Annotated in this window: 18 protein-coding genes and 1 pseudogene; 2 read left to right on the top strand and 17 right to left on the bottom strand. The window is 63.3% G+C overall.

Annotated features, from left to right (window positions below; all coding sequences use genetic code 11):
* Positions 1 to 42 precede the first annotated feature (42 nt).
* The 15 genes and pseudogenes from ACVJGD_RS07925 to eno form a co-directional block, all read right to left on the bottom strand.
* The gene (locus ACVJGD_RS07925) at positions 43 to 495 is read right to left on the bottom strand and encodes a nucleoside deaminase (protein WP_456633830.1); all 453 of its coding nucleotides are present in this window, start codon (positions 493 to 495) and stop codon (positions 43 to 45) included.
* Positions 496 to 497: 2 nt separating this feature from the next.
* A complete protein-coding gene (locus ACVJGD_RS07930) occupies positions 498 to 803 on the bottom strand; it encodes a DUF5076 domain-containing protein (protein WP_456633831.1) in 306 nt (101 codons plus the stop codon).
* A 3-nt stretch (positions 804 to 806) separates the two neighbouring features.
* On the bottom strand, positions 807 to 2207 hold the full coding sequence (locus ACVJGD_RS07935) for a pyruvate dehydrogenase complex E1 component subunit beta (RefSeq protein ID WP_456633832.1): 1401 nt from the start codon (positions 2205 to 2207) through the stop codon (positions 807 to 809).
* 38 nt (positions 2208 to 2245) lie between these two features.
* Positions 2246 to 3269 (bottom strand): annotated as a pseudogene (gene pdhA / locus ACVJGD_RS07940) (pyruvate dehydrogenase (acetyl-transferring) E1 component subunit alpha).
* A 202-nt stretch (positions 3270 to 3471) separates the two neighbouring features.
* The gene (adh, locus tag ACVJGD_RS07945) at positions 3472 to 4989 is read right to left on the bottom strand and encodes an aldehyde dehydrogenase (protein WP_456633833.1); all 1518 of its coding nucleotides are present in this window, start codon (positions 4987 to 4989) and stop codon (positions 3472 to 3474) included.
* A 212-nt stretch (positions 4990 to 5201) separates the two neighbouring features.
* Positions 5202 to 7148, bottom strand: a complete 1947-nt coding sequence (locus tag ACVJGD_RS07950) for a glycosyltransferase (RefSeq protein WP_456633834.1) — start codon at positions 7146 to 7148, stop codon at positions 5202 to 5204.
* The gene (locus ACVJGD_RS07955; RefSeq protein ID WP_456633835.1) at positions 7145 to 8203 is read right to left on the bottom strand and encodes an HlyD family efflux transporter periplasmic adaptor subunit; all 1059 of its coding nucleotides are present in this window, start codon (positions 8201 to 8203) and stop codon (positions 7145 to 7147) included. The genes ACVJGD_RS07950 and ACVJGD_RS07955 overlap by 4 nt, the downstream gene beginning before the upstream one ends.
* Before the next feature lie 578 nt (positions 8204 to 8781).
* Positions 8782 to 10704, bottom strand: coding sequence for a sensor domain-containing diguanylate cyclase (locus tag ACVJGD_RS07960; RefSeq protein ID WP_456633836.1), 1923 nt, complete (start codon positions 10702 to 10704; stop codon positions 8782 to 8784).
* A gap of 131 nt (positions 10705 to 10835) precedes the next feature.
* Entirely contained in the window at positions 10836 to 11321 is a 486-nt protein-coding gene (locus ACVJGD_RS07965) for a cupin domain-containing protein (protein WP_456633837.1), read from the bottom strand.
* Between the two features lie 85 nt (positions 11322 to 11406).
* Positions 11407 to 12918, bottom strand: a complete 1512-nt coding sequence (locus ACVJGD_RS07970; protein WP_456633838.1) for a helicase HerA domain-containing protein — start codon at positions 12916 to 12918, stop codon at positions 11407 to 11409.
* 112 nt (positions 12919 to 13030) lie between these two features.
* Positions 13031 to 13996: a GAF domain-containing protein gene (locus ACVJGD_RS07975; protein WP_456633839.1), complete on the bottom strand. Its 966-nt coding sequence runs from the start codon at positions 13994 to 13996 to the stop codon at positions 13031 to 13033.
* Positions 13997 to 14135: 139 nt separating this feature from the next.
* Positions 14136 to 14453 (bottom strand): FtsB family cell division protein, encoded by a 318-nt coding sequence (locus ACVJGD_RS07980; RefSeq protein WP_454619235.1) that lies wholly within the window; start codon positions 14451 to 14453, stop codon positions 14136 to 14138.
* A gap of 103 nt (positions 14454 to 14556) precedes the next feature.
* Complete coding sequence (locus tag ACVJGD_RS07985) at positions 14557 to 15114, bottom strand: NADPH-dependent FMN reductase (RefSeq protein WP_456633840.1); 558 nt, start codon at positions 15112 to 15114, stop codon at positions 14557 to 14559.
* Between the two features lie 313 nt (positions 15115 to 15427).
* Positions 15428 to 16567, bottom strand: coding sequence for a zinc-binding dehydrogenase (locus tag ACVJGD_RS07990; RefSeq protein WP_456633841.1), 1140 nt, complete (start codon positions 16565 to 16567; stop codon positions 15428 to 15430).
* 246 nt (positions 16568 to 16813) lie between these two features.
* The gene (eno, locus tag ACVJGD_RS07995; protein WP_456633842.1) at positions 16814 to 18097 is read right to left on the bottom strand and encodes a phosphopyruvate hydratase; all 1284 of its coding nucleotides are present in this window, start codon (positions 18095 to 18097) and stop codon (positions 16814 to 16816) included.
* 166 nt (positions 18098 to 18263) lie between these two features.
* Here eno and ACVJGD_RS08000 point away from each other — a divergent pair, with 166 nt between their 5' ends.
* Together ACVJGD_RS08000 and queF are read left to right on the top strand one after the other, a co-directional pair.
* The gene (locus ACVJGD_RS08000) at positions 18264 to 19256 is read left to right on the top strand and encodes a Vgb family protein (protein WP_456633843.1); all 993 of its coding nucleotides are present in this window, start codon (positions 18264 to 18266) and stop codon (positions 19254 to 19256) included.
* Positions 19257 to 19336: 80 nt separating this feature from the next.
* Positions 19337 to 19798 (top strand): preQ(1) synthase, encoded by a 462-nt coding sequence (queF, locus tag ACVJGD_RS08005; protein WP_456633844.1) that lies wholly within the window; start codon positions 19337 to 19339, stop codon positions 19796 to 19798.
* 97 nt (positions 19799 to 19895) lie between these two features.
* Here the strand turns inward: queF and ACVJGD_RS08010 are convergent, their stop codons facing one another.
* The gene (locus ACVJGD_RS08010; RefSeq protein ID WP_456633845.1) at positions 19896 to 20606 is read right to left on the bottom strand and encodes an HXXEE domain-containing protein; all 711 of its coding nucleotides are present in this window, start codon (positions 20604 to 20606) and stop codon (positions 19896 to 19898) included.
* A gap of 119 nt (positions 20607 to 20725) precedes the next feature.
* On the bottom strand, positions 20726 to 21181 hold the full coding sequence (locus tag ACVJGD_RS08015) for a hypothetical protein (protein ID WP_456633846.1): 456 nt from the start codon (positions 21179 to 21181) through the stop codon (positions 20726 to 20728).
* Between the last annotated feature and the right edge of the window lie 16 nt (positions 21182 to 21197).

The following is a 21197-nucleotide window of genomic DNA, read 5'->3' on the forward strand; positions in this document are numbered from 1 at the left end:
AGCCGGAATCGTCTGGGCGGATCGGCACGGGCGCAGGACGCCTCAATTGCCGATATCGCCCTGCCAGGTGCGCTCGTTGGCGGGATCCGAGCGCCAGTTCTTCATCATGTCGATCGACCTGATGTCGGCGAGATCGATGAAGGGAATGCCGAACTGCGTCAGGATGTCCTTGCTGCCCGGAAACGTCACGGACTCCCCGATGACGAGCAGCTTCAGCTTGAACAATCCGATCGCGCCGGCGCACATCGAGCACGGCGACAGCGTCGTGTACATCACCGTATCATGGAACGAGATCAGGCCGGCGTCACGCAGGCACGACATCTCGCCGTGCAGGATGACGTTCTTCTCCTGCATCCGCCGGTTATGGCCGCGCGCGATGATCTTGTTGTCGCGCGTCAGCACCGCGCCGATCGGCAATCCGCCCTCGGAGATGCCGATCTCCGCCTCGCGGATCGCTTCCGCCATGAAGTCGTAGTGGTATTGCTCGACAGTCACGATCAATGCCCCTGTTTCGATCGCGGCGTGGTGCTGCCCGGATCGGTCGGCCGCGCGACCTCAGCTTCGAACATGTCGATGATGCGAGCCAGCGCCTCTTCTTCCGTGTATTCACTCTCGCGCGCATAGGCGCGTGCGGCATGGCGGGCGATGTCGACCAGCATCAGGCCCCACATGTCCGGCTCCTCGAAGGCGCGCTGGAAGGCGATGGAAAGTCCGCCGTCGACGACAAAGGCGCGCAGCACCTCGATCGCGTCGTCGCGATCCATCACATCAGGCGGTAACGGCTGTTCCTGCGGCCCCGCCATGCGTCACCGGTAACAAACGGCCTTGGCGGCTTCCACCACCTCGGCGACCGAAGGCAAGGCCATCTTCTCGAGATTGGCCGCGTAGGGCATCGGCACGTCCTTGCCGGATACGCGCGCGACCGGCGCATCCAGATAGTCGAAGGCGTGCTCCATGATGCGGGTGGCGACCTCAGCGCCGACGCCGCTCTGCTGCCAGCCCTCCTCGACCGTCACCGCACGGCCGGTCTTCTGGATCGAAGCGACGATGGTCTCGGTGTCCATCGGGCGCAGCGTGCGCAGGTCGACGACCTCCGCCTCGATGCCTTCCTTGGCGAGTTCGTCGGCCGCCTTCAGCGAATAGGTCATACCATTGGACCAGGAGATGATCGTGACGTGCTGGCCCTTGCGCGCCACACGCGCCTTGCCGATCGGCACGATGTAATCGTCGAGCTTCGGCACTTCGCCGGAATGGCCGTACAGCACCTCGTTCTCGAGGAAGATCACCGGGTTGGGATCGCGGATCGCTGATTTCAGCAGGCCCTTGTAGTCCGCGGCCGAGAACGGCGCGACCACCTTGAGGCCCGGAATGTGCGAATACCAGGACGAATAGTCCTGGCTGTGCTGGGCGGCGACACGGGCGGCGGCGCCGTTCGGCCCGCGGAACACGATCGAGCAGCCCATCTGGCCGCCCGACATATAGAGCGTCTTGGCGGCGGAGTTGATGAGCTGGTCCATCGCCTGCATGGCGAAGTTGAAGGTCATGAACTCGACGATCGGCTTCAGGCCCGCCATCGCCGCGCCGATGCCGATGCCGGCAAAGCCATGCTCGGTGATCGGCGTGTCGATCACGCGCCTCGCGCCGAATTCCTGCAGCAGCCCCTGGCTCACCTTGTAGGCCCCCTGATATTCGGCGACCTCTTCGCCCATCAGGAAGACATCCGGATCGCGCCGCATCTCCTCCGCCATGGCGTCGCGCAGGGCTTCACGGATGGTCTGCGTGATCATCTCGGTGCCGGCGGGCACCTCCGGCTCAGGCTCGCTGACCGCCTTCGGCGCGGCCGGCACTTTCTCTTCCGCCTTGGGCGCGGGCGCCTCGGTCTTGGCCTGCGCCGGTGGTGCGGACTCGGCGGCCTTCTGCTGCTTTGCCGGGCCTGCCGCCCTGGCGAGATCGGCAGCGCTTTCGCCGTCGGCCAGGATGGTTGCGATCGGCGTGTTGACGGCGACGTCGGCGGTGCCTTCCGGGATCAGGATCTGGCCGAGCGTGCCCTCATCGGTGGCCTCGACCTCCATCGTGGCCTTGTCGGTCTCGATCTCGGCGATGACGTCACCCGACTTGATCGGCTCGCCTTCCTTTTTCAGCCATTTGGCGAGGTTGCCCTTCTCCATCGTGGGCGACAGCGCAGGCATGAGAACTTGAATGGGCATATCGGCTCCCGGATCACTCTTTCGTTTTCAGTCTGCGCTTAGCGGTAGACGTCGGTGTAGAGCTCGGACGGATCGGGCTCGGGATCGTGCTGGGCGAAGTCGGCGGCGGCATTGACGATGTCGCGCACCTCGGCGTCGATCGACTTCAAGTCCTGCTCGCTGACATCGGCGGCGAGCAGGCGGTTGCGGACCTGCTCGATCGGGTCATGGTCATGGCGGACCTTTTCCACCTCCTCGCGGGTCCGGTACTTGGCCGGATCGGACATCGAGTGGCCGCGATAGCGGTAGGTCTGCATTTCCAGGATATAGGGGCCCTTGCCGGCGCGGCACCAGGCGACCGCCTCGTCGCCGGCGGCCTTCACCGCACGCACGTCCATGCCATCGACCTGCCGGCCCGGGATGTTGAAGGAGGCGCCGCGCTTGGAGAAATCGGTCTGCGCCGAGGAGCGCGCCACCGAGGTGCCCATGGCGTAGCGATTGTTCTCGATGATGTAGACCACCGGCAGCTTCCACAGCTCGGCCATGTTGAAGCTTTCATAGACCTGGCCCTGGTTGGCGGCGCCGTCGCCGAAATAGGCCAGGCTCACGAAATCGTTTTCCCGGTAGCGGTTGGCGAAGGCGAGCCCGGTGCCGAGCGAGACCTGGGCGCCGACGATGCCGTGGCCGCCGTAGAAATGCTCGGCCACGCTGAACATGTGCATGGAGCCGCCCTTGCCCTTGGAATAGCCGCCGCGGCGTCCGGTCAGTTCGGCCATCACGCCCTTGGGATCCATGCCGCAGGCGAGCATGTGCCCATGGTCCCGGTAGCCTGTTATGACCTGGTCACCCTTCTTCAGGGTCATCTGCATGCCGACGACGACGGCCTCCTGGCCGATATAGAGATGGCAGAAGCCGCCGATGGCGCCCATGCCGTAGAGCTGGCCGGCCTTCTCCTCGAAGCGCCGAATCAGGAGCATGTCGCGCAGTGCCTTGAGTTCCTGCTGCTTGGTGAATTCCGGCGGGGAGCCGTCCCCCTTTCTCCTGCCCTGCTTCCTTTGTGACGCTTTTCTTGGGTGCGGCCATGGGATTTCCGGATGAGAGGGATGATTTGGCCCTCTCTATCCCAACTCAAACGGCCGTGGAAGGATTGCGTGCGCTAGATGGAATATTGCTATGCCGCAGTGCAGCGCAGATCAAAATATTGCTATCGATTGATGCAGTTGTTCGGAATTTCATTGCGTGACAACGGCGCGGACAGACGTCGCGCCGTCGTCACGATCCCGGATCAGAAGAAGCCGAGCTTCTTGGGGCTGTAGCTGACCAGGAGATTCTTGGTCTGCTGATAGTGGTCGAGCATCATCTTGTGGGTCTCGCGGCCGATGCCCGATTGCTTGTAGCCGCCGAACGCCGCATGCGCCGGATAGGCGTGGTAGCAGTTGGTCCAGACGCGTCCGGCCTGGATCGCCCGCCCAAACCTATAGCAGCGGTTCGCATCGCGGCTCCAGACACCGGCGCCAAGGCCGTAGAGCGTGTCGTTGGCGATGGCGAGCGCCTCCTCGTCGGTCTTGAACGTGGTCACGGACACCACCGGGCCAAAAATCTCCTCCTGGAAGATCCGCATCCGGTTGTTGCCCTCGAACACGGTGGGCTGGACGTAGAAGCCGCCCTCGAGATCGCCGGGCAGCATGGCGCGGGCACCGCCGGTCAGGAGCCTGGCGCCCTCCTTCTGGCCGATGTCGATATAGGAAAGAATTTTCTCCAATTGCTCGTTCGAGGCCTGGGCACCGATCATGGTCGCGGGATTGCGCGGGTCGCCCTGCTGGATCGCAGAGACGCGCGCCAGCGCCTTCTCCATAAAGCGCTCATAGATCGACTCCTGCACCAAAGCCCGGCTCGGACAGGTGCAGACCTCGCCCTGGTTCAGCGCGAACATCACAAAGCCCTCGATCGCCTTGTCGAGGAAATCGTCGTCTTCCGCCGCCACGTCCTTGAAGAAGATGTTCGGCGACTTGCCGCCGAGTTCCAGTGTGACCGGGATCAGGTTCTGGCTGGCGTATTGCATGATCAGCCGGCCTGTCGTGGTCTCGCCCGTGAAGGCGATCTTCGCGATCCGCGGGCTCGACGCCAGCGGCTTGCCGGCCTCGAGCCCGAAGCCGTTGACGATGTTGAGGACGCCAGGCGGCAGAAGGTCGGCCACGAGCTCGATCCACACCATGATCGAGGCCGGGGTCTGCTCGGCCGGCTTCAGCACCACGCAATTGCCGGCGGCCAGCGCGGGCGCCAGCTTCCAGCACGCCATCAGAAGCGGGAAATTCCACGGGATGATCTGGCCGACGACGCCGAGCGGCTCGTGGAAGTGATAGGCTACCGTGTCGTGGTCGATCTCGGCCAGGCTCCCCTCCTGCGCGCGGACGACGCCGGCGAAATAGCGGAAATGATCGATCGCGAGCGGCACGTCGGCGGCCCGGGTCTCGCGGATCGGCTTGCCGTTGTCCCAGGTCTCGGCGATCGCGAGCCGCTCGAGATTTTCTTCCATGCGGTCGGCGATCCGGTTGAGGATGTTGGCCCGCTCCACGACGCTGGCGCGCCCCCATGCGTCCTTGGCCGCATGTGCCGCATCCAGCGCGAGCTCGATGTCCTGCGCATCCGAGCGCGCGATCTTGCAGACCACCTTGCCGGTGACCGGCGAGGCGTTGTCGAAATATTTGCCCGAGCGCGGCGCGACCCATTTGCCGCCGATGAAATTGTCGTAGCGCTCGGCAAAGGGGTTCGTCGATGTCGTGAGGAATTCAGGCTTGTTCATTGCTTCACTCCCGCTGTTGTTTGATTGCTGACCATCGCCGGCTCGTTCCGCGCGACGGCGCGAAAAACATGTCGGGCGGAAGCAAGGATGTCAGCGGGGTGACATCCGAACACGGCGCCGACCTGTCGCAGATTTGCGACACTCACAGCTCGGCACGGGCGCGTTTCATGCTGAATGACGACGGGGCGCGAGGCCAAAAAGCATTCAATCGGCTATTTGAACAAGCGGGCCAGGATCGCTTTACCCACCGGGACAGCCCGAACACTGCGGAACGCACGAACATATTCACCGGCGTAAAAGGCGCGCACGAGACCTGCGCGCGTGGCAACCCCCTCCTCAAATCGAACGCCGAAACCGTCCCTGGTTCGCCGAACCACAAGAGCGGACACCTCCTGTCCATACACATTGCAGCGGAGCATCGTTCCGACTGGCGGCGGCTCCGGATCGACAAAGCGGGCGCCGGTTATGGAGATATCGGCCATCCGCACCAGTCGGGCGCCACTCCCGTGATGGACAAGAACCGGCTCATCGCGCGCGAACCGCTCGGCCTTGCGGCGTCGCGGCTGCTCGATGCAGATGAAGCAAACGATCGTGAGGACGATGCAGTTGTACAAGCTCCAGGCCAACGCCAGCCCGCCATAGGCGATGCTGTCGCCCCGAAGACGGATAATGAAGGCATAGGCAATCGCCAGCAGAGTTATCGCGAGCATCGTCCCATAGACACGCACAAGCGGCCACTCGACGAAACGTTGACCGCGATCGCCGCCTTTCGCCGTTACCTTGAACTTGTGACCTTGTGGCCTCAGAAGCCCTGTGACGACCGCCTGGAGCACGGCGGGCGCTGCGATGTACTGCGACACGTCGGTCATGATCGCCAGCGAACGGCCGCGGGAAAGCCAGGCCATCGTGAACGCATGCCAGACGTAGAACGGCAGAAAATATTTCAACAGCTCGAACAGGTCGGCATGGACCGCCTTGATCCCGAACAACAGATACAGCCAGGGCACCACGAGAGCGAGCATCTTCGTGCCATAGACGGCGGCCCAGCTCATGAAGGCATCCACCAGCGAAATCCGGTCGATGAAGGTGAGCTTCGAGCGCAGCGAGAATGGTCCGCTCCGCCCCCGCATGATCTGCATGAAACCAAGGCACCACCGACCGCGCTGCGTGATGTATTCCTTGATTCCTTCAGGCGCCAAACCGATCGTGAGCCGTTCGTTCAGGTAGATGGTCCGATAGCAGAGTTCCTTCAGGCGCAATGTGACGAGATAATCCTCTGTAACGGAATCGGTCGGGAAGCCACCGATCCGCATCAGGCTTGAAAAGCGGATCACCGACGACGTTCCGCAGCAGAAGGCGACGCCCCAGGCATCCTTTGCGGGCATCAGGATGTCGAAGAAGAAGCGCTGCTCGTCGGGCCACACCTCGGTAGCGGTAAGGTTGGACTGAATCGGGTCCGGATTGATGAAATGTTGCGGGGTCTGCACCACACCGACGCTCTTGTCCTTCATCAGACTGGTCGCTCGCACCAGGAAGTCCGGCATCGGCACGAAGTCGGCATCCAGGATGGAGATGAACTCAGGCCTCTCCCGCAAGGAGGCGACGTGCCGGAGCGCGTGATTGATGTTGCCGGCCTTGGCGTGCCGATTGTCAGGACGGGTCAGATAGCGACAGCCGAGTTCGTCCGCCAGGTGCCTGAGCCAGGGCCGCCTTCCATCATCCAGCACCCAGACGCGATAGTTGCCGTAGTTGAGCCCGGTAGCCCCGATGATGGTGCGCTCCAGAATCGCCTTTTCCTCATTGTAGGTGCAGATGAAGACGTCGACGAGCGGTACCGGCGAAGTCGCAGGGGAGCCTCTCAAGATCGCCTGCACGTCGGCGGTGCGGTCGATGGTTCGGCTGAGAAACAATAGCGAAAGAGTGACAGATAGCATCGAAGCTGCTTCCGCGAGCATGAACGGATAACCCACCAGGAAATCCGCGTTCCAGCCCGCCGGCGGCAGCGTTCGGGTCACGCGCCAGACGCAATATTGGCACAGCAGGATGAAGGAAATTCCCGCCATCAGCGATCGCGCCAGCGTGTTCTCGCGTTTCAGCAGCGGCAGGATCGCGAGGCACGCGCCGAACGCGACCAGGCCTGGCGCGAGCGCCGAGATCATGATTTGGGTGCGTCGTGTCGGAACACGACGCGGCCCGTGCGCCCCACGTTGCAATCCTTGACCACGCTGTCGGCGCTCGGCAGCGAGACCGTCACGCGATATGGCTCCTTGCTGAGAGCATCCGGATTGATGGCGAGGTTTGCGGGCGCGCCGGAGGCGCCGGTGAGATTCACCACAGTACCGTCGACGGACGGTCCGCCATCGTTAGGTTCAAAGGTCGCCTGCTCGCCAAGCTGCAGCAGGTTGTAGACGCTTTCGGTGACATTGGCGGTGACGACCGCACCACTGCAGTCGAGCAGCTTCAACAGCGGCTGGCCAGCGCGCACATCTTCGCCTGGCGAGGTCATCATCTCCCAGATCCGTCCGGAAACAGGAGCCTTGATGTCGGCCTCTGACCGGCTGATATAGTGCACTTGCTCGGATGCGATCTCGCCATTGAGCCAGTTGGTCTCGGCGTCGGCATGCGAAATATCCGCCTTCAGATCCTCTGCGCGTTGCCGCATCTCCTCTTCGCGCTGAACCGAGCTCGGCCGATCGTTGTAGCTGTCTCCGAGATAGGTGCCTTGCCGCGCCGCGGTGAGCTCGACCTTCGCAGCATCAAGCCGGCGGCGCGCGCCAGTCTCGGTCTGTTGTGCGATGGCCTGCTCGCGCGTCAGGCGATTCAGTTCGACGCTGGAAACGTTTCCCGTCCTGGCCAGCGATGTGGCCCGCTCCACGGCGGCAACCGCCTCCTCCCGCCGCGCGCCGGCGGCTTCGATCGCCGATTGGATCTCCGCGATGCGCGCCTCTAGCTGAAGAATCCGCCCCTCCCTGAATTGCCCGGCCTGGCGCGCCAGATCCTGCTGCGCAGCCTGCGCCGTGGCGAGCTTGGCCGCCAGACTCGGCCGCTCGTTTTCCAATCGCGACACCTGGCGACGCAGGTCATCGAGCCGGATTCTATCGCCGCGCGGATTGACCACGCGCAGGATGGTGTCGCCTTCGGCGATCGAACTGCGGGGCGTTGGACGATCGGACTTGGCCGTCACCTGGCCATCGATCGGAGATCTCAGCGTCACCAGCCTCGCATTTACGACGGCCTCCACGCTGGATGTTTGCCACATGGCACGAAGAGGAAGCCAGCCAAACACGGCGACGATGACCAGGCCGATCGCAATCTTCAGGAGCCGTCGGACATTTGGCAACGCTCGGGCTGGAATCTGGTGATCGGACGTTGCGTCTCCCGGAGGCTCGCTAAAATTGTGCTTTAGCCGCTCATCGAGATCGCGCTGGAGGTCCTTCGCGCCAGTGGCAGCATCTGACGCTCCACCTCCATGATCCTCTGGTGATACAGGAACGTGTTGCTGAGAAAATGGGGATTTTCGCGCTGGGTCCATGGGACACCGAACCAAGTCAGGTTGACGAACGGGCTAACGCATGAAGCGCACATCCTGAGGTTGGGGTTGCACAAGATAAAAACCCGCTATGTTTCCGTTTTGCTAACCTGCAAGTTTCAGCTTTCGGCAAATTGTTGGCATCCGAAACGACATATTGCGCCTGCTGATGGCTTTCGGCTCTGTGTCCTGCTGCTTTGGCTGGGCCCGTCGGCGGGAGATCAGATGCTGCTGCCGCGCCAAGCGAAGCGTGTTCGTCGATGCTATTGCGACCGCGACTTCCGCACATCCGGCAAGGATACCACTTGTCCCGACATTACCACCTGGTCGCGACCATTATCCTTGGCCGCGTACAAGGCACGGTCGGCTGCTGCCACCAAGAGGCCATGGTCGGCCATGCCTTGGGTTGGCAGCAAAGCGGCGCCGCCAATGCTCACGGTAACGACTCCGGAGGGCGAGTTTTGTGCGTGAGGCACGCCCAGCTCGCGTATGGCCGCGCGCAACCTTTCGGCAACCTGAGCGCAACCGTCGGCGTCCGTACTCGGCAGCAAGAGCGCAAACTCCTCCCCGCCATATCGGGCCGCCAGGTCGGCCGGTCGCTGGGCCTGCAGGACGAGAAGCTGCGCGATTGAGCGCAGGCAGGCATCGCCGGCCTGGTGGCCGTAATGATCATTGAACCGCTTGAAGTGATCGACGTCAATCAGCAGGAGTGATAGCGGCGCAGCTTCGCGTTTGGATCGCGTCCATTCCACTGCAATTCGCTCGTCGAATAGCCTGCGGTTGGCAATGCCGGTCAGTCCGTCGGATGTAGCGAGTGCGGCGAGTTTTTCTTCCAGATCTTTCTGTTCAGTCACGTCACGCGAGATCGCGACGACACCATCGATCTTGCCGGTGTCCGTCGCTCGCGTCACTCGCAATGCGCTCTCGAGCCAGACCTCCCCCCTTTCCCGGTGTCGGGTGCGATAGATGATCCTGGCTTCCTCGGCTTTGCCGTCCTTCAGTGACGCAACGGTCTGCGCAACATGCGGCATATCTTCTGCATTGACCCCGGCAAGGGCCGGTGTTCCGATCAATTTGGCTGCGCTCCACCCGATGACACGGGCAGCCGACGGCGAGACGTAGCGAATCTGTCCGTCCAGATCGATCCGGGTCACCATATCGCTCGACTGTTCGGCCAGGAGACGAAAATCGGCTTCCGTGGCGGCAAGCGTCGCAGCCATTCGTTGGCGATTCAATGTCTCGCGCACCAGATAGGAGCCGATCGCAGCGATCAGCAATGCCAGACCCAGGACGACGGCCAGATGCTGGATCATGTCTTCGCGCCAAGGCGCCAGCACGTCATCGATGGACTTCGTCGCCAATACCATGATCGGGTATCGACTGCTGCGCTGGTAGAAGCTCACACGCCGCAGACCATCGAGTGGCGACTTGAAATAGTACACGCTCGCGGCGGCCCTGCTGTTCAGGTCCCTCATTAGCGGCGCACCGGACATGTCGCGTCCGATGAATGCCCCCTCGTCGTCACGGCTGCGCGCCAGCAATATTCCATCGGTACTGAGCAATGAGATTGCCCCGTTCATTCCGATGTCGAATTGCTCATAGAATTTCACGAACATCGATACGTCGATGGTCGTCAACACCACACCGGCGAAACGGCCATCGGGATGATTAAATCGCCGCGAAGCGGTGATGATCCACTGTCCGCCGGAACGGCTCTTGATCGGCGGTCCGATCAGCGTGCCGCGATCGGGCGATGTTGCATGGCGCTGGAAATAGTCCCGATCAGCATTATTGAGCCCTGCGAAGTTGATGTGCTCGCTGGTCGCCAGCCAGCGGCCGGTCTCGTCATAGACAAAAATGGCGCGGATTCTTTCCTTGTCGAACTTGCGCTGTTGAAGAAAGGCCTGGAGGTTCGCAAGGCTGCCAGCATCTGTTCCGTAGGTCTCCAGCCGATCGACCACTCCTGCAAGGATGACATCCGCCAGCCCAAAGACGCCATCGGAGTGCTGCGTCAGCGACCGGGCCAGATTTGCGACATCTATTTCGGCATTCTTGAACTCTACCCGTCGCGACTCCCACGCGCGCCAGCCACTCAGGACCAGAATGGCCACGCAGGCCAGGGACACAAATCCCGTGGTCCATAGTGTGAGACGGCTCCTGCCCAGTTCGCTGTGAGTCATGGTCATGGAACTTGCCTGGTCCCGGCAAGCTTCCCATCTCTCGCTTAACGCGTTGTTGTATCGGCCACTCTAATTGACCTGAGCGCTTGCACTGCAACAACAGCGGCGTGTCGGGTTCCGTCGCGCCGCTTTCGTTTCTAACCAGCCGGCGGATGAATCACGACGCCATACTGCTCGGCGATTGCAGCAATTGTGTCGATAGGTGGCATGTGCGCGGTGCGTTTGCTTACGGCGTCGAGGGCAGTGAACATCTGATCGAGGCCGGCGCCTGGCATCGCGAACACCAGCAGGTGCGCCGTAACAGTGCCGACATTGCGATAGGCGTGCCGTCGGTTGCGCGGGGCAAAGAGAAATCCGCCGGTGCCGAGACGCAACGGATCGGCGGCGCCTTCGACTTCCACCAGCACTTCGCCGCTTAGTACATAGAAGACTTCGTCCTCGCGGGTATGCGTGTGCGCCGGCGTTCCGGCGCCCGGTGGCACGATCGATTCCCACACCGAGAATTGGTCACCCGTCTCGCTTGCCATCGCTTTGTAGATATGCGGAACACCGAGCACGTCGAGCGTGGGTCCGGCGCCGGCCGCGCGCCAGAGCGGGCTCAATTGCGTCAAATCGCGGTTCATGGCAGTCCCTCCGCGGATCAGGAGAGCCTAGAATTTAGATGAGCTACCGGGCGGAAAGTTGTCTAAGCGCTGCTCGACCGTCGCATCACACAGATGCACTGCTGCAACTTTGTTCCGCCGGTAGTTCCTCAGCATTCGGATCGCCCGGAGCTGTCGCCCAGGCCAGTTCGACCAGTGTCACGATCCTTCGACCTGCACCGTCAAGCTGGCAGACGATGAGGCCCTGATCCTCGATATACGTCAGCAGACGCTGTGCGCGGCGGAGCGAGTGTGAGCCATAGGCGCGCGCGATCGCTGCATCGCTGGGGCACGGCCAGCCCTCCTTCGCCGCGCGAGCAATCATCATGAAGACGCCCTGCATGTCCTCCGGCAAAATGGAGGCGCGGACCGAGACATCCTGCCACGCGTCATCCTCCACCAGATCGGAGCCAAGCCCGGCGCGGGCGCGCGTCAGCATGCGGCGGAAGTCGTTCAGGTCCGGCACCGCCGAACCTAGGCCCTCGATCCGGCAGCGGACCACGAACTCCTGATAGAGCACGCCGATGGTGCGGAATCCCGCATCGGGTTCGGCCAGGACGGCGCTCAGGATACGGTCCACCTGCTCGCGCCGCTCAGCCAGTTCTTCAGGACTGATTGGCACTTCAATCGGCTCGGGAGCGATATCCGGAACCGCGGACTTCGCAGCCCTGAGCTGATCGAGAAGATCCGGCGCCGGCCGGCGCTGCGGCCGGCCGGCCTCGGGCGGCGGGGCCGCCAGGATAACGGCGCGCGCATCTTCCAGCGTCGCCTCGGGCAGCGGCATCAGTCGCGGAGTCGCATTGCGCGCGTGGGTATCCGTTGGACCGATGCGCAGCCCCAACGGACGGCGCGACAGCGCCGGGCCCAGCGCCATGAATTGTCCGCGCTCGAGGTCCCGGAACGCCTCCGCCTGCCGCCGTTCCATGCCGAGAAGATCGGCGGCGCGTGCCATGTCGATGTCAAGGAAAGTCCGGCCCATGAGGAAATTGGACGCCTCGGCCGCGACGTTCTTGGCGAGCTTCGCAAGCCGCTGGGTTGCGATGACCCCGGCAAGCCCGCGTTTGCGGCCACGGCACATCAGGTTCGTCATGGCGCCGAGCGAGAGTTTGCGGGCCTCGTCCGAAACTTCCCCGGCAATCGCCGGCGCGAAGAGCTGCGCCTCGTCCACCACCACTAGCATCGGGTACCAGTGGTCGCGCTCGACGTCGAACATTCCCCCAAGGAAGGCGGCGGCGCGACGCATCTGGTTCTCCGCGTCCAGCCCCTCGAGGTTGAGCACTGTGGAGACGCGATGGATGCGCGCCCGCTCGCCGGCAACCTCAAGGCCGCGCTCGGTATGTTCCTCCGCATCGATCACGAGGTGACCGAAACGATCGGCCAGCGTCACGAAGTCGCCTTCGGGATCGATGATGGCCTGCTGCACCCAGGCGGCACTCTGTTCAAGGAGCCGGCGCAGCAGATGGGATTTGCCGGAGCCTGAATTGCCCTGCACCAAGAGGCGGGTCGCCAGCAGTTCCTCGAGGTCCAGAGTCGCGCGGGCGCCGGCCGTCGTGTGCCCCATCTCGATCGCAACGGTCATGTCCCGACTCAAACTCTCCTTGCGGAGAGGGGCTTATCAACCAGACGACAGCCCGTCGAGCGCCACATGGCCAGTGTTCCACACGGCTGTACAGGCAGCACCGGCGAGGCCTCTAATGCGCCTTGAGGTCGAAGCGCTTCAGCTTGCGATGCAAGGTGGCGCGGCTGACGCCGAGCGCCTTCGCCGCGGCCGAGACGTTGCCGTGCGCACGCGCCAGCGCCCGCTGCAGCGCCGCGCGCTGCGCGTCGCCGAGATGCTCGCAGCGCCCTTCCCGGCCATCGAGCAAGTCGACCGCCGGAACTGGCCGGAGCGCGCGGTCGGGCGCGAGCCCCAAGGCGAGCCGCGCCGAACGCGTGGCGCCGATCACGAGATCGTCGCCGTCGATCGCCAACAAGCCGCCGCCATGGGCCTCGGTCGGCGGCGTGAGAACGATCCGAGCATTGGCAAAGGCGCGACGGAACAGCTCGGCCTCGATCCGCCGCGCCGCTTCGCCGGCCGCGAGCGCAATCAGGCTGGCGAACGCATCGGTGCGGTCGGCGCGGCACGAGGAGACATCGAGCACCCCGACGAGCCTTGCGTGCTCGTCATAGATCGGGGCCGCGGTGCAGCTCAGAAGCGTGTTGCGGGTGAAGAAATGCTGTTCGCGGTCAATGGTGAGGACGCGCTGCTCGACCAGGCAGGTGCCGATGCCATTGGTGCCTTCGTGCTCTTCGTTCCAGATCGCACCGGTCCACAAGCCCCAGTCCGCGAAGGTGGAATCGTCCGCCGTGTTGCCGCGCCGCTCCAGCGGGATGCCGTCGCGGTTGGCGAGCAGCACACAGCAGCCGGCGGCTCCCACTGCCTGATACAGTCGATCCATGCTGGCTTGTGCCGCGCGCAATAGCGGCGCGACGCGCTCCCGCGCCTGCTGGAACTCGGGCTCGGTCAGCCGTTGCGGCGGCCGCGTTCCGGCGGGATCAAGCTGATGCAATCGGGAACAGCGCCGCCATGACGCCACGAGCGCGGATCGCGCGGCCTGGCCGGCTTCGATCGCGGCCTCGACACGGGCCGCGTGATGAGCGAGCTTGAGCTCCTTCATCCCGCTGATACTCCTCCCATTTTGAAGGATACGGCATTCCCACCACCGCTTTTTTGATCTTCGTCAAATTCGCGAGACGCGCCGGACCGCTACCCGCGGGCGCGAAACCCACGTTACGGCGGTTGGCGAAGTTCGACAATCAGTTTGGCCGGGAGGTCCGCACCAGGTCGCGCGGGTTGGCGTAGTCGAGCTGGTAGCGGGCACGCTCGTCCAGCATGTCGGGATCGAGGCTCTCTGAACGGAGCAAGGAGACGCGCTGCTCGCCTTCGGCGCGCTCCTTCTTCAGCCGCGCCAATTCGGAGGTCAGCGCGATGATCTCCTGATCGAGTTCCTGCCGCGCGTTCAGGCCGTATTTGCCGGTATAGGCGTTGACGCCGAAATAGCCGATCATCAGGGCCGCCATCGTGTAGAGGGCGAGCCCGGTCAGGATCGATTTGAGGCGCGTGCGGGAGACCATGCCGCCAGCTTGAGACGCCGCGGTTAATGGACTCCTAAGGCCAGAGCGTTTTCGAGCGAAGTGGACACCGGTTCGCGTGAAGAAAACGCGTCAAAACAAGAATCTAGAGGTACCTGCCGTGCTTTTCCACGTGGGCCGCGAAAGCGTCGATGTACTGCTGCAACACCGGCCGCAACGACTCCTTGGTGAGCTCACCGTTGGCGTCGAAGGCGTCGCCGATGCCGTTCAGGTAGATCTCCGGCTGCTGCAGGATCGGACCCGCAATCCCCGGCAGGATGTTCTGCAGGTGCTTGGCGGCAGACACGCCACCGAGCGGCCCCGGCGAGTTGCTGATGATGCCGACCGGCTTGCCGTTGAACGAGCTCTTGCCATAGGGGCGCGAGGCGACGTCGATGGCGTTCTTCAGGACGCCGGGAATCGAGCGGTTATATTCCGGCGTCACGAACAGGACGCCGTTCGACTGCTGCAACTTCTCCCGGAACGACAGCCAGTCGGCCGGCGGGTTGGCCTCCAGATCCTGGTTGAAGAAGGAAATGCCGTGCGGGGTGATGACGTCGAGCTTCAGCGAGGACGGCGCGAGCTTGGCGAGCGCCTTGGCAATCTTCAGTGAGAAGCTTTCCTTGCGCAGGCTGCCAGCGATGGTGACGACGGTGTAGGCCATTTGGTTTCCCTTCGATCGAGGAGTTCGACGGCAGACTTAAGCCGCCCCCTCGAAAAGAATGCAAGTGCATGGAACATGCAATTACGGAAACACAGCGTTCGCGGAAATGAGCCCGTCACGGGAGCTGACTGCAAATCAGCCGCCGGAGCGCGGGTGAAGCGGAGCGCCTAACCCACCCACAGTGTCGTCCCTGCGAAAGCAGGGACCCACAGGGCGTTGTTATGTGCTCCGCTGCAACTGCTTGCTCGCGTTACAACAACGTCCTGTGGTTATGGGTCCCGGGTCAAGCCCGGGACGACGTGAGGAGAGGTTGTCATTCCTTGTTCGGATTGATCAGGAATTTCTCGCCGGTGGCGCGCTTGGCATAGATTGCGATGTTGGAGAGCGACAATGCTTCCTGCAGCGACACCACCTGCGTGTAATGGCTTGCAAAGGTGGTCTTGAGCTCGTCGACCACACGCTGGCGCAGTCTTGCGAAATCCGCTGGCGGAAGCTTCTGCAGGAAGTAGGTCAGGAGCCAGCCACCGACGCCCCAGGCCATGCCGAAACCGCGCGGCAGTTCGACCGGGCCGGTGTCGAGGCTGCCATAGATGTAGACCTGCTTGTGCACGGCCGAGCCGTAGCGGCTGTATTCCTTGGCGGTCTTGTTGATCGCGACTTCCATCGCGTTGAGGATCTGGCCGGCGAGCTTGCCACCGCCGATCGCATCAAAAGCAATGGTGGCGCGGGTCTCGACCAAGGCATTGGTGAGATCGTCGAGGAACGTCGGCGCGGAGGAATCCACGACGTATTTGGCGCCGATCTTGTGAAGGATGTCGGCCTGCGCCTTGCTGCGCACGATGTTGACCAGGGGAATGCCGTCCTTGAGGCAGATCTTGTTCAGCATCTGGCCGAGATTGGAGGCCGCCGCGGTATGCACCAGCGCCTTGTGGCCCTCGCGCCGCATGGTCTCGGTCATGCCGAGCGCGGTTAGCGGATTGACGAAGCAGGAGGCGCCTTCCGCAGGTGTGGTGCTCTCGGGCAGCACCAGCACGTCCTTCGCCCGCGCCACGCGATACTGTGCATACATCGCGCCGCCGAGCAGCGCGACCGTCTTGCCGAGCAAGGCCTTTGCCGCATCCGACGATCCGGTCTTCACCACCACGCCAGCGCCCTCATTGCCGACCGGCATCGATTGGTCGAGCCGCGCCGCGAGCCCGCCAAGCGCCGCTTGCGGCACGTTTGCTGTGATGACAGGAAGATCTTTGGCGCCGGAGGCCTTGGCGGTCGAGAGGTCAGCGGGGCCGATCAGAAGCCCGAGATCGGACGGATTGATCGGCGTCGCCTCGACGCGGACCACAATCTCGTCCGGACCGGGTTCGGGAGTTGGCAGCTCCACCAGCGAGATTTCGAGTTCGCCACTCTTCTTGATCAGCGAACGGAGCTGAAGCCCAGTCTTGCCGTCGGATGCCATCGTACCCCTCCCTTGCTTGTTGTCCGGCCGCCTTCAGTTAAGCGGGCCGGCCGGGACAAACAAGGGCGACGGCGAGCTCACCTCTCCCGCTTGCGGGAGAGGTCGGCGCGGAGCGCCGGGTGAGGGCTCTCCGCACGATCGGAAAGGGTGAATCGCGGAGATACCCCCACCCCAGCCCTCCCCCGCAAGCGGGAGAGGGAGTACAGCATCCGTCGCGGATGCAATTCGGCCAAATATCACCGCGCGTTATGCCAGCGCCTTGAATGCCGCCCTGCCCGCGTACTTCGCCTGCTTGCCGAGCTGCTGCTCGATGCGCAACAACTGATTGTACTTCGCGGTTCGGTCAGAGCGCGCCAGCGAGCCGGTCTTGATCTGTCCGCAATTGGTGGCAACCGCGAGATCGGCGATGGTGGAGTCTTCCGTCTCGCCGGAACGGTGCGACATCACCGAGGTATAGCCGGCCTTGTGCGCCATCTCGACGGCGGCAAGCGTCTCCGTGAGCGTACCGATCTGGTTGACCTTGATCAGGATCGAATTGGCGCGGCCGCTCCTGATGCCGTCGGCAAGGCGCGTCACGTTGGTGACGAAGAGATCGTCACCGACGAGCTGGCACTTGCCGCCGATCAGATCGGTCAATTCCTTCCAGCCCTCCATGTCGTCTTCGGACATGCCGTCCTCGATGGTGACGATCGGATAGCGCGACACAAGATCGGCGAGATATTTCGCCTGCTCGGAGCGCGAGCGTGTCTTGTTCTCGCCGCCATAGACATACTTGCCGTCCTTGAAGAATTCGGTCGAGGCGCAGTCGAGCCCGAGCATCACGTTATCGCCCGCCTTGTAGCCGGCCTTGCCGATCGCATTGACGATGAAATCAAGCGCAGCGTCCGCGGTCGGCAGGTTCGGCGCAAAGCCGCCCTCGTCGCCGACATTGGTGTTGTGGCCGGCCTTCTTCAATTCGCTGCGCAGCGTGTGGAAGATCTCCGACCCGCAGCGCAGCGCATCGGCGAAGGTCTCCGCGCCGACCGGCAGGATCATGAATTCCTGGAAGTCGATCGGGTTGTCGGCGTGCACGCCGCCATTGATGATGTTCATCATCGGCACCGGCAGCGTCCGCGCCGAAGTCCCGCCGACATAGCGATAGAGCGGCATGTCAAAGGATTCGGCGGCCGCCTTGGCGCAGGCGAGCGAGACGCCGAGGATGGCGTTGGCCCCTAACCGGCTCTTGTTCGGCGTGCCGTCGAGGTCGATCATGATCTGGTCGATCCGGACCTGGTCCTCGACCGCCTGGTCGCTGAGCGCCTCGAAGATCTCGCCGTTGACGGCGCCGACCGCCTTCTGCACGCCCTTGCCGAGATAGCGCGCCTTGTCGCCGTCGCGTAGCTCGACGGCCTCGTGCGCGCCGGTGGAGGCGCCCGACGGCACCGCGGCGCGGCCGATCGCGCCGTCTTCCAGCACCACATCGACCTCGACCGTGGGATTGCCTCGGCTATCGAGAATTTCGCGGCCGATGATGTCGACGATGGCGGTCATGATGTGCACTTCCTCAGGTGTGGTTCTGGTTGGATGCGCTGCGTCATACACGGCATGCAAGCAAATGTGAACGCTGACGCTGCCGCACGCGTCTGACGCCGCAATGTGGTAGGTTTATGCTGATCTCGCGTTCCAACCCATTGTTTCACAAAGCCGGGGTAACGCAATGAATCGTCGCCAGTTTCTCGCTTCGAGCGCTGCCGCAATTTTGGCCACGCCCAAATTCTCGCGAACGGCTGACGCCCAGGAACAACCGTTCCGGGTGAGATATTTCAGGATTGACGCAGGAGTCGGCCTGCACGACGTCACGCCGGCGCCCGATGGGGCAATCTGGTTCACAGGTCAGCGCAACGGGACGCTGGGGCGGCTCGATCCGCGCGACGGCTCGTTCAAGCTGATCGATCTCGGCAAGGGCGCGGCGCCGCACGGTGTCACAATCGGGCCCGATGGCGCGCCCTGGACGACGGAGGGCGGACAAAATGCAATCGCGCGCGTCGACCCCGGCGATCTCAAAGTGACGCTGTTTCGGCTGCCCGAAAAGGCCGCCTACGCCAATCTCAACACCGGCGTGTTCGACCGAAACGGAATCTACTGGTTCACCGGCCAATCCGGCTTCTATGGCAGGCTTGATCCGAAATCCGGTGACATGAAGGTATTTGCAGCGCCGCGAGGGGTTGGACCTTATGGCATCACGGTGACGCCGAAAGGCGACGTCTGGTATGCCTCGCTCGCGGGAAATCACATCGCCCGGATCGACCTGTCGACGGGCCAGGCGACCGTGGTTGAGCCGCCCACGCCCAAGCAAGGCGCACGACGAATCTGGTCGGATTCCAACAATCGCCTCTGGGTCAGCGAGTGGAATAGCGGCCAGGTGTCGAGACACGATCCGGCCGATGGCTCCTGGAAGGCATGGAAGCTGCCGGGCAACAGCCCGCGCGCCTATGCGGTCTATGTCGACGACAGGGACAAGGTCTGGCTGACCGATTTCTCAGCCAATGCGATCGTGCGGTTTGACCCGCTGACGGAAAAATTCACGACGTTCCCAAGCGACAAACCCGGCGCCAATGTGCGGCAACTTGACGGCAGGCCCGGCGAAACCTGGGGCGCCGAATCCGGCAACGACCGCATCGTCGTGATCCAGACGGCGTCACCGGCGTAAGCCCTTCCGTAACAGCCCCGCCTCTCCTGCCGACGGTTGACGAATGGGGCTGCTTGCGTCCATGACAGCCCGCTTAAAGGATGAGGTTCATGGCGCAAAGACCCCTGCAGCTCGGCCGTGCCGTCAAATGGCCCGACAGCCCGGACAAGGCCGTGCTCGACCGCGTGCCCAATCCGCAAGCCGGCACCGATTACCTGGTGCGGTTCGCCGTGCCGGAATTCACGTCGATCTGCCCGGTCACGGGCCAGCCTGATTTCGCGCATCTCGTAATCGACTACGTGCCGAACCGCTGGCTGCTGGAGTCCAAATCCCTGAAACTCTACGCTGCGAGCTTCCGCAATCACGGCGCCTTCCATGAGGACTGCACGGTGATGATCGGCAAGCGGATCGCAAGTGAGATCAAGCCGAAATGGCTTCGCATCGGCGGCTATTGGTATCCGCGCGGAGGCATTCCGATCGACGTGTTCTTCCAGACCGGCCGCCTGCCCAAAGGCGTGTGGGTCCCCGACCAGGGCGTCGCGCCGTATCGCGGGCGGGGCTAAAGCGTTTTCGAGCGAAGTGGACAGCGATTCGCGTAAAGAAAAACGCGTCAAAACAAGAATCTAGAGCTTCGGTTCTGATGCAATCAGAACCGAAGCTCTAGCCTCGCGCCGTCGCGGCGCGCTTCCGCGTCACCAGCCACATCAACCCCGCTGGCGTCAACGCGTTGAGGATCTGGATCGCCGCCAGCACGGCGTCCCCGAACCAGAAATGGAGATAGGCGATCAGCGAGCCCATCAGCACCGCATGCGCGATGATGCCCGCCAGCGGTACCGCGAGGACCGCGCGGATCCCGGCTCCGTAGCGCCGCGCTGCCACCAGGAGCGTCCACAGGCTGAGCGGGGCGAAGATCAGCACCGCCGTCAGCAGGCCGGGATTATAGTGGTGCCTAATGATCGCTGGCCCGACATGGGCGAACAGGTTCACCAACGGGATGGCGAAGAAGGAGAGGCCGATGAGCGGCCGTCGTGGCGCCAGCAGCGCCGCGATCAACCCCGCGCCCCACACCGAACCCACGTTTACCGCGGTGATGAAGGAAAGCGGGATGGGGCATGAGCCCGTGTCGCGGAAACCGAAACTCGCACACGCCTCACCGAGGAAGGCGTAAGGATGGCCGAAGAGATCGATGCCGTGCTCCTCGAACTGGTGCAGCAGATAGGCCGCGACCCCAAGCCAGGTGAGCCATGTCATGTCCTGCCAGCGCGACACGCTGCGGTCGGTCTCAAGACCGTCCCCGGCGACGAGCAGGATCAGCAAGATGGCGGCGGCGCCGAGACCGATCCAGGGCCAAGTGTGTGCGAACAGCGGCATGTTGTGCCAGCTTAGGTGCAAATGGTTTCGGAGAGAAAAATCTCCAGAGAAAAAATTTGTTCGGCGCATCGAGGGCGCGGCGCCCTATCGCGGGCGCGGCGGAACCGCCCTCTTCGCGGTCAAGATCGATACGCGTCGACAGCGGCGTGGGCGCTTGAGCCGAAGCCCGCTACGCCGAGGCTCATCAATGCCGGCCACACGATCGGGCCGGCCTCATGGGCGCCGAGATGCCACTTCATGGCCGTCACGACGTCCGGCGGCGGTTGCAGCGCAAACGACGCGCATCCGAAGGCTGCAACCAACAGACATATGGCAAGCGTGCCCGCTGTACGCTCCGGTTCGGAAGGCGATGCCAGGCGCGAGGCGTGACGGATTCGCGCGCTCGTCAACCCAACATAGCGATGCTTCGTCAGCGCCACTCCCGCGGCCAGCAACAGGTAGATCGATCGCAGTGACGCAACCACCGGAAATGCCCGGTCGTCACCGGTGCCCGACGCGTAGGAGATCACGAGCGGCGTAACCACGAGGATAACAGCGACTTGAACACACCCGGCGACCAGGCCGGCCTGGAACAACTGAAGTCGTTCCCGG

Source organism: Bradyrhizobium sp. USDA 10063 (assembly GCF_054063735.1).

What these genes read in the sequence shown, in the direction of transcription:
- ACVJGD_RS07980 (WP_454619235.1), bottom strand. Translation starts at nt 14,453, where the DNA reads ATGGTCTCCCGCACGCGCCTCAAATCGATCCTGACCGGGCTCGCCCTC.
- ACVJGD_RS07960 (WP_456633836.1), bottom strand. Translation starts at nt 10,704, where the DNA reads ATGACCATGACTCACAGCGAACTGGGCAGGAGCCGTCTCACACTATGG.
- ACVJGD_RS07970 (WP_456633838.1), bottom strand. Translation starts at nt 12,918, where the DNA reads ATGACCGTTGCGATCGAGATGGGGCACACGACGGCCGGCGCCCGCGCG.
- ACVJGD_RS07930 (WP_456633831.1), bottom strand. Translation starts at nt 803, where the DNA reads ATGGCGGGGCCGCAGGAACAGCCGTTACCGCCTGATGTGATGGATCGC.
- eno (WP_456633842.1), bottom strand. Translation starts at nt 18,097, where the DNA reads ATGACCGCCATCGTCGACATCATCGGCCGCGAAATTCTCGATAGCCGA.
- ACVJGD_RS07965 (WP_456633837.1), bottom strand. Translation starts at nt 11,321, where the DNA reads ATGAACCGCGATTTGACGCAATTGAGCCCGCTCTGGCGCGCGGCCGGC.
- queF (WP_456633844.1), top strand. Translation starts at nt 19,337, where the DNA reads ATGAGGTTCATGGCGCAAAGACCCCTGCAGCTCGGCCGTGCCGTCAAA.
- ACVJGD_RS08010 (WP_456633845.1), bottom strand. Translation starts at nt 20,606, where the DNA reads ATGCCGCTGTTCGCACACACTTGGCCCTGGATCGGTCTCGGCGCCGCC.
- ACVJGD_RS07975 (WP_456633839.1), bottom strand. Translation starts at nt 13,996, where the DNA reads ATGAAGGAGCTCAAGCTCGCTCATCACGCGGCCCGTGTCGAGGCCGCG.
- ACVJGD_RS07990 (WP_456633841.1), bottom strand. Translation starts at nt 16,567, where the DNA reads ATGGCATCCGACGGCAAGACTGGGCTTCAGCTCCGTTCGCTGATCAAG.
- adh (WP_456633833.1), bottom strand. Translation starts at nt 4,989, where the DNA reads ATGAACAAGCCTGAATTCCTCACGACATCGACGAACCCCTTTGCCGAG.
- ACVJGD_RS08000 (WP_456633843.1), top strand. Translation starts at nt 18,264, where the DNA reads ATGAATCGTCGCCAGTTTCTCGCTTCGAGCGCTGCCGCAATTTTGGCC.
- ACVJGD_RS07935 (WP_456633832.1), bottom strand. Translation starts at nt 2,207, where the DNA reads ATGCCCATTCAAGTTCTCATGCCTGCGCTGTCGCCCACGATGGAGAAG.
- ACVJGD_RS07985 (WP_456633840.1), bottom strand. Translation starts at nt 15,114, where the DNA reads ATGGCCTACACCGTCGTCACCATCGCTGGCAGCCTGCGCAAGGAAAGC.
- ACVJGD_RS07950 (WP_456633834.1), bottom strand. Translation starts at nt 7,148, where the DNA reads ATGATCTCGGCGCTCGCGCCAGGCCTGGTCGCGTTCGGCGCGTGCCTC.